We start from the raw sequence: 9,220 nt of genomic DNA on the forward strand, positions 1-9,220 counted from the left end.
CATCGGCGTCGACCCTTCCCAGAGCAACATCGCCGCGGCCAAGCTGCACGCCGACAAGGGCCATCTTGCGATCGACTACCGCTGTACCACGGTGGAGGAGATCGACCCGCGCGAGCGCTTCGATATCGTGCTGGCGATGGAAGTGGTCGAGCACGTCGTCGATGTCGGCGTCTTCCTGAAGCGCTGCGCCGCGATGCTGAAGCCGAACGGCCTCATGGTGGTCTCGACGCTGAACCGCAACTGGAAGAGCTTCGCGCTCGCCATCGTCGGCGCCGAATACGTCCTGCGCTGGCTGCCGCGCGGCACCCACGAATGGAACAAGTTCGTCACCCCCGACGAACTGACAAAATACCTGCTCGACAATCGCCTCGTCATCACCGAGCAGACCGGCGTGGTCTACAGCCCCTTCGCTGACAAATGGACGCTCTCGTCGGACATGGACGTGAACTACATGGTGGTGGCGGAAGGGATGGTGTGAGTGTGATGCGAGTTGCGACTCCTCTGCCGATGTCGTCCCTGCGAACGCAGGGACCCATAACCACAGGCCCGTCTAGTTAGCCCAATCAGGCGCCCCGAGCATGTACTACGTCTACATCCTCGCCAGCCGCCATCATGGGACGCTCTACATCGGCGTAACCAACTCTCTCCAGAAACGCCTGGAGCAGCACCGCGCCGGCAAGGGCTCGGAGTTCGTCAAGCGCTATGGCGTGCACCGCCTCGTCTACACCGAATCCTTCGAGCGAGCGGAAGAAGCGATTGCCCGCGAAAAACAGCTCAAGCGCTGGAAGCGCGACTGGAAGATCGAGCTGATCGAGCGCGATAATCCCAAGTGGCGGGATCCAAGTGATCTGTTGGTTTGACGGTGTGACGCGGCCCAGAAAATGCTGTCGTCCCTGCGAACGCGTGATCTATCGGTGGGGCGCGGTGTTGGATGCGCGGGCTGGCAGTCGTCGCAAAACTGCTCCCTGGGGTTATGGGTCCCTGCGTGCGCAGGGACGACACCGAGTTTGTGGCGAGAGCATCGCTCCCATGACGTCCGTGCGGTTGACCGCGCTGGCCTCAACTTGCAGGTTGGCCGCAGTTATTTCCCGCTAATGCCCGCCCACCCCATGCTCACCATCGCCAGCCTCTGGATTCCCTTCACCCTCGTTGCTGCGCTCGGCCAAGTCGCGCGCAATGCGATGCAGCGGTCGTTGACGAAGCCGCTGGGGACCTGGGGCGCGACCAATATCCGCTTCCTGTTCGGCTTCCCGTTTTCGGTGCTGTTCCTCGGCGTGGTGCTGGTCGCCACCGGCGATCGTCTGGGCATGCCGCCGACCGTGTTCTGGCCGTGGCTCTTGCTCGGCGCGCTCAGCCAGATCGTCGCCACCGGCCTGATGCTGCTCGCCATGAACGATCGCTCCTTCGTGGTGACGACGGCGTACCTGAAGACCGAGGCGATCCAGACCGCGATCTTCGGTTTCGTCTTCCTCGGCGATCACCTGACCTGGCTGAAGGTGCTGGCGATCGTGATCGCGACCGTCGGCGTCGTCATCACCGCGCTCAGGCCCGGCGGCGAGAAGAGTTTTGCCGAATTGAAGCCGACCATCACCGGCCTCGTTGCGGCTGCCGCGTTCGCGCTGTCTGCGGTTGGCTTTCGCGGTGCGATCATCAACGTGCCCGGCGTCTCATTCGTGACCTCGGCCTCGTTCACGCTGGTGCTCGGCCTGTTCGTGCAGACGCTGGTGCTGACGATCTATCTGCTCTGGCGCGCGCCAAAGGTGCTGCAGGCGATCCTCGGCCTGTGGAAGCCGTCGATGCTGGCCGGCTTCATGGGCGCCTTCGCGTCACAATTCTGGTTCCTGGCGTTCGCGCTGACGGCCGCCGCCAATGTCCGCACGCTCGCTCTGATCGAGGTGCTGTTCGCGCAAGCGGTGGCGTATTATTCGTTCAAGCAGCCGATCGCGCCGCGCGAGCTTGCAGGTATCGCGCTGATCATCATCGGTGTGGCGGTGCTGGTGGGGGCCTAATTCCGGTCTTCCGGCAATGTCGGCAGCGGCGACACCTCGATGCCCTCATCGATCAGCGACTTCGCCTCCTCCGGCGAGGCCTCGCCGTAGATCGGACGGTGCTCCTTGTCGCCGTAATGCATCGCGCGGGCTTCATTGGCGAAGCGCTCGCCGACATTGTCGGCGTTCTTCACGATGTGATCGCGCAGCTCCTTCAGCTTGGTGCGCAGCTCTTTCTCCTGCGCCAGCATCAGCGAGGTCGGTCCTGATGGTGCTGCCTCGGGCGTGGGGGCAGCCGCCGGTTCCGGCGGTGGCGCCGCGCGCCCACGGCCCTTCTTGCCGACGATGCGCGGGGCCATGATCGCCTTGTCGACCTTGGCGGAGCCGCAGATCGGGCAGGTCACGAGCTTGCGCTTGACCTGCGAATCATAGGCCGACGAGCTCTGGAACCAGCTCTCGAAGCCGTGGTCGCGGTCGCAGCGAAGCGCGTAGCGGATCATGCCGATCCCCGCACGAGGTGCAAATGATCCGGCCCGGCCTTGGGATCGGACACGCCGAAGCGGCGGCCGTGCTGGAGCGAGGGAATCGCGCGGCGGGCAGTCTCGACCTTGGCCGGGTCGATCCTGGCCATGATGATGCCGGGCTCGACATCGCCCTCGGCGAGAATCTCGCCCCAGGGATCGATGATCAGCGAATGGCCATAGGTCTCGCGCTTGTTCTCGTGGGTGCCTGCCTGGGCAGCTGCGAAGATGAAGCAGCCGGTCTCGATCGCGCGCGCGCGCAGCAGCACGTGCCAGTGCGCTTCGCCAGTCTTGCGGGTGAAGGCCGAGGGCACGGTGATGAAGTATGCACCGCTCTCGGCGAGGGCGCGGTAAAGCGCGGGAAAGCGCAAATCGTAGCAGATCGTCAAGCCCACCCGGCCCCACGGCAGGTCGGAGATCACCGCGGTCTCGCCCGGCTGGTAATTGGCGGATTCGCGATAGCTCTCGCCGTCCGGCAGCTCGATATCGAACATGTGGATCTTGTCGTAGCTCGCGAGCACATTCCCCTCGGGCCCGATCAGGAAGGAGCGGTTGACCGCCTTTTCGGCCGAGAAGCGCAGCGCCAGCGAGCCGACATGGAGATGGATCTTCAGTTCCGCCGCGAGCGCCCGGTAGGCCTTCAGCGAAGTGTCGTCCTCCTCGCTCTGCAGATGCTCGAACAGCGCCTTGCGGTTCAGCTGCATCATGTTGCTGACTTCGGGCGTCTGCACGTAGTCGGCGCCGCCCGCCGCAGCCTGCCGGATCAGCTTCGTGGCCTGTTCGAGGCTGGGCCCGGGCATCAGGCCGGTGCGCATCTGCACCATGGCGGCCGTGAAGGTGCGGTTCTCGCTCATGACACCGCCTTCACGCTGTCCAGCATGCCGTCGAGCTTGCCTTCGCGATCGAGGGCGTAGAGATCGTCGCAGCCGCCGACATGGGTTCCGCCGATCCAGATCTGCGGGAAGGTCGAGCCTTCGCCGGCGCGGTCGTACATCTCGTCCCGCCAGGAGGGGTTCTTGGCGACGTCGAATTCAGTAAAGGTCGCCTTCTTGCGGGTCAGCAGGGACCTCGCCGCGGAACAATAGCCGCAGCCCGGCCTGGTGTAGATCTCGACAGCAGCAGTCATGGCGTCCGGCGCTCTCATCTCATGAAGTCATTGAATTATATGGGACGGGGGCCGCTCTCGACAACCCGGGCGAAGACCAGCACGTCGACCTGGGCGGCCTTGGCCCGGAGCAGGACCCGCGCGCAGGCATCCAGCGTCGCCCCCGACGTCAGGACGTCGTCGATCAGGACAATGCGGCGGCCCTGGATTTCGGCCTGACGGTCGGGAGATACCTGGAACGCGCCCTGCACATTGGTGGCGCGCTGGGCCCGCGACAGGCCGATCTGCTGCTCGGTGGCGCGCACCCGGCGCAGCACCTCAGCCCTCGCCCTGACACCGCTCTGCCGCCCGATGATCTGCGCCAGGGCTCCGGACTGGTTGTAGCGGCGGCGCCAGGCTCGCCGCCAATGCAGGGGCACCGGCACCAGCATGTCGGCCCCGGCCAGCAGCTCGCCGCCCGCGCGCGCCATCCAGCGGCCCATGGCGGGCGCCAAATCGGTGCGGTCCTGGTATTTCAACGCATGCACCAGCGTGCGCGCGACGTCGTCATAGCGCACGGCCGCGCGGGCGCGCTGGTAGGCCGGCGGGCTCGCGATCGCCTCCATCGACAGCATGTCGGGGCCGGGATCATAGACGAAGGGAATGCCGAGCCGCGGGCAGTAGGGACGTTCGATGAATGACAGCCGCGCCCAGCACGAAGCGCAAACGCCCTCGCCATCGACCGGTTCGCGGCAGGACACGCACTGCGTCGGCAGCGCGATGTCGAGCGCGAGCCGTGCCGCGCGCGACAGCGCGTGGCGGCCGGCCGTCCACGCCGCCCGGAAGGGGGCGGCGATGGAACGGGTGGGGGCGGCGTCGGCGTCCATGCGGGAAGGCTAGCGTTCTGAGGCTCCGGGCTCAAGCCACGCTCTCGTGCCCCGGACGCAGTGCAGCGCCCCCGGCGATGCGAAGCATCGTCCGGTGCGGTGCGCTGCAGAGCCGGGGCCCATCTCACGGCATCGTCCGGTGTTGGTGTCTGGGTCCCGGCTCTGCGCAGCAGCGCAAGAGCGCTGCGGCGCGTCCGGGACACGGGAGCGATTGCCAGAACCAGCATGATCGGCGTAACCAGCGGCATGGTTCAGTCCCCGCAAACCCCGCCCGCTCTGTTCGATCGCGCTTTGCTGCAATCGCGGCAGCGGCGTGCGCAGACACAGGGCGAGGTGACCTTCCTGCTTGATCGCGTCGCCGAGGACATGTCCGACCGGTTGGCTGCGGTGATGCGGGAGTTTCACGCGGCGGTCGATCTCTGGACGCCTGGTGAGGGGCTGGCGGCGTTGCGCACGCGCCTGCCTTCCCTCCAACGGATCGCGCTCGATGCTGCGGGTTCAGAGACGCTGCCCTTCGCGCCCGAAAGCCTCGATCTCGTCGTCTCCGCGCTGGCGCTGCAATTCGTCAACGATCTGCCGGGCGTGCTCGCGCAAATCCGCCGCGCGCTCAAGCCCGACGGCCTGCTGCTCGCGGCGATGATCGGCGGCGACAGCCTGACCGAGCTGCGCCAGGCCTTTGCCGCCGCGGAAGCCGAATGCGAGGGCGGCGTTTCGCCGCGCGTCGCGCCATTTGCTGACCTGCGCGACATCGGCGCGCTGTTGCAGCGCGCGGGCTTTGCGCTGCCGGTGACCGACGTCGACCGCGTCGTGGTGCGCTATTCCAACGCATTCGCGCTGATGCAGGATCTCCGGCGCATGGGCGCTGCCAATGTGCTGATCGAGCGGCGGCGAACACCGAGCCGGCGCGCGACGCTGCTGCGGATGGCCGAGATCTACACTGAGCGCTTTGCCGATGCCGACGGCCGCATCCGTGCCACCTTCGACATCATCTGGCTCTCCGGCTGGGCCCCGCATGCGAGCCAGCAGCAGCCGCTGAAGCCGGGATCGGCGAAAGCGAGCCTGGCGGAGGCGGTGAAGAAGGCGGGGAAAGAGTGATGCGTGTCCCGGACGCGCTGCAGCGTGAAACGCTGCTGCGCAGAGCCGGGACCCAGCTCCGCGGCAAGCGTGGGCCCCGGCTCTGCAGCGCATCGCTGAAGGAGCGCCGCGCTGCGTCCGGGGCACAGTGCATCTCACATCAATAGATCAATCAAATGCGGGATCAGCGGAATGTCCGCGGGCGGCATCGGGTAGTCGCGCAGCTTGTTGGCACGGACCCAGGCCAGGGTCTGGCCTTCGCGCGGCGTCACCTGTCCCTCCCAGCGCCGGCAGATATAGAGCGGCATCAGGAGGTGGAAGGTCTCGTAGCCGTAGCTCGCGAAGGTCAGTGGGGCCAGGCACGGCTCGGCGACGGTGATGCCGAGCTCCTCGTGCAGCTCGCGGATCAGGCTCTGCTCCGGCCGCTCGCCTGGCTCGAGCTTGCCGCCGGGAAACTCCCAGAGGCCGGCCAGCGTCTTGCCCGCGGGGCGCTGCGCGATCAGGACGCGCTTGTCGGGGTCGATCAGCGCGCAAGCCACAACCAGTGTCAGTTTCAGATCGGCCATACGCGATGTCGCTCGCTGAAGATCATCCGCAACGGTTTATTAACCCTATTGCGGCCCATGTTTTCGAGGTTCCCATAAGTCATATTTAATCGACGGTTCCTAGAGTGGAAACGCTTAAACCACTCGGGCCCAAGCCATGCGCGCAGCGAATTCCACCATCATCCGCCGGTTCGTCCAAGACCGGCGCGGCAATATCGCGGTGATCTTCGCGCTCGCCTGCGTCCCGTTGATCACGGCGGTCGGCTGCGCGGTCGACTACTCGCGCGCGACGCAGACCCGGGCCAAGCTTCAGGCCGCAGCCGATGCTGCCAGCGTCGGCTCGATCGCCAAGGCATCGCCGGCCTTCAAGGCCGCCGGCTCCATGACGTCGGATGGCTCGATCTCCGTGGGCGTCACCGACGCCCAGAACATCTTCGACGCCAATCGCGCCAATCAGACCGGCTACACTCTCAACAGCGTCACGCCGACCGTGGTCAAAACCGGATCGACCGTCACCTCGACCGTCGCGTTCAACGCCACCGTGAACACCATGTTTCTCGGCCTGATCGGCAAGACCGCGCTGACGCTGACCGGTACGTCGAAAGCGACGGCCAGCATGCCGCTCTATATCGATTTCTACCTGCTGCTGGACAATTCGCCGTCGATGGGTGTCGGCGCCACGCCGACCGACGTGCAGACGATGGTCAACAACACATCGGACAAGTGCGCTTTCGCCTGCCACGACCTCAAGGACAAGAACAATTACTACGACCTTGCCAAAAAGCTTGGCGTGACCACCCGGATCGACGTGCTGCGGACCGCAACGCAGTCGTTGATGGATACTGCGAGTGCGACTGAAACCTATTCAAACCAGTTCAGAATGGCGATCTACGATTTCGGCGGCTCCGCAAGCACGCTCGGCCTGCGCAATCTGTTTTCGTTGTCGGGCTCTCTCTCCAGCGCCAAATCGGCGGCGGGTAATATCGACCTGATGTCGGTGAACGGTCAGAACGAAAATAACGACCAGGACACGGCATTCACCGCGATATTCCCTGCGATCAACGGCGAGATCAGCTCCCCCGGAACCGGCACGTCGTCCAGCCCGCTCAAATATCTGTTCTTCGTCTCCGACGGGGTCGCTGACGAGAGCAACACCGGATGCCTGAAACCGCTCTCCGGCACCACGCGGTGCCAATCGCCGCTCAATGCTGCGCTCTGCAAGACGATGAAGGACCGGGGCGTCAAGATTGCCGTGCTGTACACAACGTACCTCGCGCTGCCCACCAACAGCTGGTACATGAAATGGGTCGCTCCGTTCAATACCGGCCCCTACGGGCCGTCGCCGAACAGCGAGATCGCGCAGAACATGCAGAGCTGCGCGTCGTCCGGGCTCTATTTCGAGGTGAGCCCGACGCAAGGCATCTCGGACGCCATGAACGCGCTGTTCAAGAAAGCGGTCGCGGACGCGCGGATTTCAGGGTGATTTGAAGCACGGCTCTCGCGCTCTCTTACCGTCACCCTTGGGGTGGCCGCTCCTTCGGCGGCCCTCGAAGGGCGACGGCCCGGCTCTCTCCACGCGGCTGTAGCGGTCGCCGTGCATCCTTCGAGGCTCCCGATGGGGCGCTTCGCGCCCCATCACTCGCACCTCCAGCGACAATGGCTTCGCCATTGCGCGGGGATGGGTCTGAGAGTAGCGAAACTACGACCTGTAATCGCCGTTGATCGCGACATATTCCTTGGTGAGGTCGCAGGTCAGCACGCGGTCGCGGCCCTTGCCGAGGCCGAGCGAGACCTTGATCGCGATCTCCGGGGCCTTCATCGCTTCCGAGACCTGCGCCTCGTCATAATCCGGATCGCGCGCGCCGCTCTTGGCGACGCGGATGCCGTTGAAGGAAATCGAAAGCTTGTCGCGATCGGCCGGCTCGCCGGCCTTGCCGACTGCCATCACGACGCGGCCCCAATTGGCGTCCTCGCCGGCGATCGCGGTCTTGACCAGCGGCGAGTTGGCGATCGACATCGCGATCTTGCGCGCGGAGGTCTTGGTCTTGGCGCCCTCGACGGTGATCTCGACCAGCTTGCGCGCGCCTTCGCCGTCCCGGGCCACTTGTTCAGAAAGATTGGCGAGCACCTGGTTGAAGGCTTTGACGAAGGCCTTCAGGCGCGGATCGCTGGCGCGGCTGATCTTCGGTGCGCCGTGCTCGGCGGCAGCGCCGGTGGCGAAGGCCAGCAGCGTGTCCGACGTGGACGTGTCGCCGTCGATCGTCACCGCGTTGAAGGTGTCCTCGACGCCGTTCTTGAGCAGCGCCTGCAAGGCCGCGGGCGCGATCGGTGCGTCGGTGAAGATGAAGGACAGCATCGTCGCCATGTCGGGGGCGATCATGCCGGCGCCCTTGGCCATGCCGTTGATGGTGACCTTGGCCTTGCCGAGCTTGACGGTCGCGGTCGCGACCTTCGGGAATGTGTCGGTGGTCATGATCGCCTTGGCCGCAGCGAGGTAGTCGCCGGGCTCGGCGGCTTCAGCCAATCGGCCCAGCACGCCGTCGAACTTGGTCGCGTCCAGCGGCTCACCGATCACGCCGGTCGAGGCCAGGAAGATTTCGCCCTCGCTGCATCCGACCGCCTTGGCCGCGATCTTCGCGGTCAGCGCGGTGGAGGCGCGGCCGGTCTTGCCGGTGAAGGCATTGGCGTTGCCGGAATTGACCACCAACGCGCGCGCCTTGCCGCCTTTCAGCTTGGCGCGGCACCATTCCACCGGTGCGGAGGGGCATTTCGACTTGGTGAAGACGCCGGCGACCGCGGTGCCCTTGTCCATCACCGCCAGCAACACGTCGGTTCGGTTCTTGTAGCGGATGCCGGCTTCGGCCGTCGCGAGACGGATGCCCGCAATGGTGGGCATGTCGGGAACTGTTTTCGGGGCGAGCGGGGAGACGGAGGAGGACATCGCGGGGCGCCTTGGTGGGATCTGAATATGCAGATGCCCGGCGCGGGGGCCGGGCATCACGAAGGCTTAGATACTCTTCACGTCACCGAAGTGACAGCGAATTCTTACTTCTTTGCAGGCGGCGCCATCTTGCTGTCGGAGGGCTTCGCCGCATCCGCCGGCTTGGCGTCCGCCGCCGGC

General features: G+C 65.5%; 11 protein-coding genes. 5 read left to right on the forward strand and 6 right to left on the reverse strand.

Annotated features, from left to right (window positions below; genetic code table 11):
* The 3 genes from ubiG to IC66_RS0131145 form a co-directional block, all read left to right on the forward strand.
* A partial coding sequence (gene ubiG / locus IC66_RS0131135) for a bifunctional 2-polyprenyl-6-hydroxyphenol methylase/3-demethylubiquinol 3-O-methyltransferase UbiG (protein ID WP_038950274.1) occupies positions 1–478 on the forward strand: 478 nt, incomplete at its 5' end.
* A gap of 100 nt (positions 479–578) precedes the next feature.
* Positions 579–860 (forward strand): GIY-YIG nuclease family protein, encoded by a 282-nt coding sequence (locus IC66_RS0131140; RefSeq protein WP_038950275.1) that lies wholly within the window; start codon positions 579–581, stop codon positions 858–860.
* A gap of 249 nt (positions 861–1,109) precedes the next feature.
* Positions 1,110–2,009: an EamA family transporter gene (locus IC66_RS0131145; RefSeq protein ID WP_028141896.1), complete on the forward strand. Its 900-nt coding sequence runs from the start codon at positions 1,110–1,112 to the stop codon at positions 2,007–2,009.
* On the opposite strand, the gene IC66_RS0131150 is transcribed toward IC66_RS0131145, so the two are convergent.
* Genes IC66_RS0131150 through IC66_RS0131165 form a run of 4 tightly spaced genes read right to left on the reverse strand, consistent with a single transcriptional unit; the run spans position 2,006 to position 4,480 of the window.
* The gene (locus tag IC66_RS0131150) at positions 2,006–2,488 is read right to left on the reverse strand and encodes a DUF1178 family protein (protein ID WP_028141895.1); all 483 of its coding nucleotides are present in this window, start codon (positions 2,486–2,488) and stop codon (positions 2,006–2,008) included. The genes IC66_RS0131145 and IC66_RS0131150 overlap by 4 nt on opposite strands.
* On the reverse strand, positions 2,485–3,363 hold the full coding sequence (locus tag IC66_RS0131155) for a carbon-nitrogen hydrolase family protein (protein WP_028141894.1): 879 nt from the start codon (positions 3,361–3,363) through the stop codon (positions 2,485–2,487). Before IC66_RS0131155 ends, IC66_RS0131150 begins: the two co-directional genes overlap by 4 nt.
* Complete coding sequence (gene grxC, locus IC66_RS0131160; RefSeq protein ID WP_028141893.1) at positions 3,360–3,635, reverse strand: glutaredoxin 3; 276 nt, start codon at positions 3,633–3,635, stop codon at positions 3,360–3,362. Before grxC ends, IC66_RS0131155 begins: the two co-directional genes overlap by 4 nt.
* Before the next feature lie 35 nt (positions 3,636–3,670).
* Positions 3,671–4,480 (reverse strand): ComF family protein, encoded by an 810-nt coding sequence (locus tag IC66_RS0131165; protein ID WP_028141892.1) that lies wholly within the window; start codon positions 4,478–4,480, stop codon positions 3,671–3,673.
* Between the two features lie 225 nt (positions 4,481–4,705).
* Between IC66_RS0131165 and IC66_RS0131170 the strand changes: the two genes are divergently transcribed.
* On the forward strand, positions 4,706–5,575 hold the full coding sequence (locus tag IC66_RS0131170) for a methyltransferase domain-containing protein (protein ID WP_028141891.1): 870 nt from the start codon (positions 4,706–4,708) through the stop codon (positions 5,573–5,575).
* Between the two features lie 134 nt (positions 5,576–5,709).
* On the opposite strand, the gene mutT is transcribed toward IC66_RS0131170, so the two are convergent.
* Complete coding sequence (mutT, locus tag IC66_RS0131175; protein WP_028141890.1) at positions 5,710–6,120, reverse strand: 8-oxo-dGTP diphosphatase MutT; 411 nt, start codon at positions 6,118–6,120, stop codon at positions 5,710–5,712.
* A 136-nt stretch (positions 6,121–6,256) separates the two neighbouring features.
* Here mutT and IC66_RS0131180 point away from each other — a divergent pair, with 136 nt between their 5' ends.
* Positions 6,257–7,582, forward strand: coding sequence for a TadE/TadG family type IV pilus assembly protein (locus IC66_RS0131180; protein WP_028141889.1), 1,326 nt, complete (start codon positions 6,257–6,259; stop codon positions 7,580–7,582).
* A gap of 216 nt (positions 7,583–7,798) precedes the next feature.
* Here IC66_RS0131180 and argJ read toward each other — a convergent pair whose 3' ends face one another.
* Positions 7,799–9,040 (reverse strand): bifunctional glutamate N-acetyltransferase/amino-acid acetyltransferase ArgJ, encoded by a 1,242-nt coding sequence (gene argJ, locus IC66_RS0131185; protein ID WP_028141888.1) that lies wholly within the window; start codon positions 9,038–9,040, stop codon positions 7,799–7,801.
* Between the last annotated feature and the right edge of the window lie 180 nt (positions 9,041–9,220).

This window comes from Bradyrhizobium genomosp. III (genome assembly GCF_000261705.1).
Taxonomy (GTDB): domain Bacteria; phylum Pseudomonadota; class Alphaproteobacteria; order Rhizobiales; family Xanthobacteraceae; genus Bradyrhizobium; species Bradyrhizobium ottawaense.

Excerpts from the sequence above, each read along its gene's own strand:
- IC66_RS0131140 (WP_038950275.1), top strand. The coding sequence starts at position 579 with ATGTACTACGTCTACATCCTCGCCAGCCGCCATCATGGGACGCTCTAC.
- IC66_RS0131145 (WP_028141896.1), top strand. The coding sequence starts at position 1,110 with ATGCTCACCATCGCCAGCCTCTGGATTCCCTTCACCCTCGTTGCTGCG.
- IC66_RS0131150 (WP_028141895.1), bottom strand. The coding sequence starts at position 2,488 with ATGATCCGCTACGCGCTTCGCTGCGACCGCGACCACGGCTTCGAGAGC.
- IC66_RS0131155 (WP_028141894.1), bottom strand. The coding sequence starts at position 3,363 with ATGAGCGAGAACCGCACCTTCACGGCCGCCATGGTGCAGATGCGCACC.
- grxC (WP_028141893.1), bottom strand. The coding sequence starts at position 3,635 with ATGACTGCTGCTGTCGAGATCTACACCAGGCCGGGCTGCGGCTATTGT.
- IC66_RS0131165 (WP_028141892.1), bottom strand. The coding sequence starts at position 4,480 with ATGGACGCCGACGCCGCCCCCACCCGTTCCATCGCCGCCCCCTTCCGG.
- IC66_RS0131170 (WP_028141891.1), top strand. The coding sequence starts at position 4,706 with ATGATCGGCGTAACCAGCGGCATGGTTCAGTCCCCGCAAACCCCGCCC.
- mutT (WP_028141890.1), bottom strand. The coding sequence starts at position 6,120 with ATGGCCGATCTGAAACTGACACTGGTTGTGGCTTGCGCGCTGATCGAC.
- IC66_RS0131180 (WP_028141889.1), top strand. The coding sequence starts at position 6,257 with ATGCGCGCAGCGAATTCCACCATCATCCGCCGGTTCGTCCAAGACCGG.
- argJ (WP_028141888.1), bottom strand. The coding sequence starts at position 9,040 with ATGTCCTCCTCCGTCTCCCCGCTCGCCCCGAAAACAGTTCCCGACATG.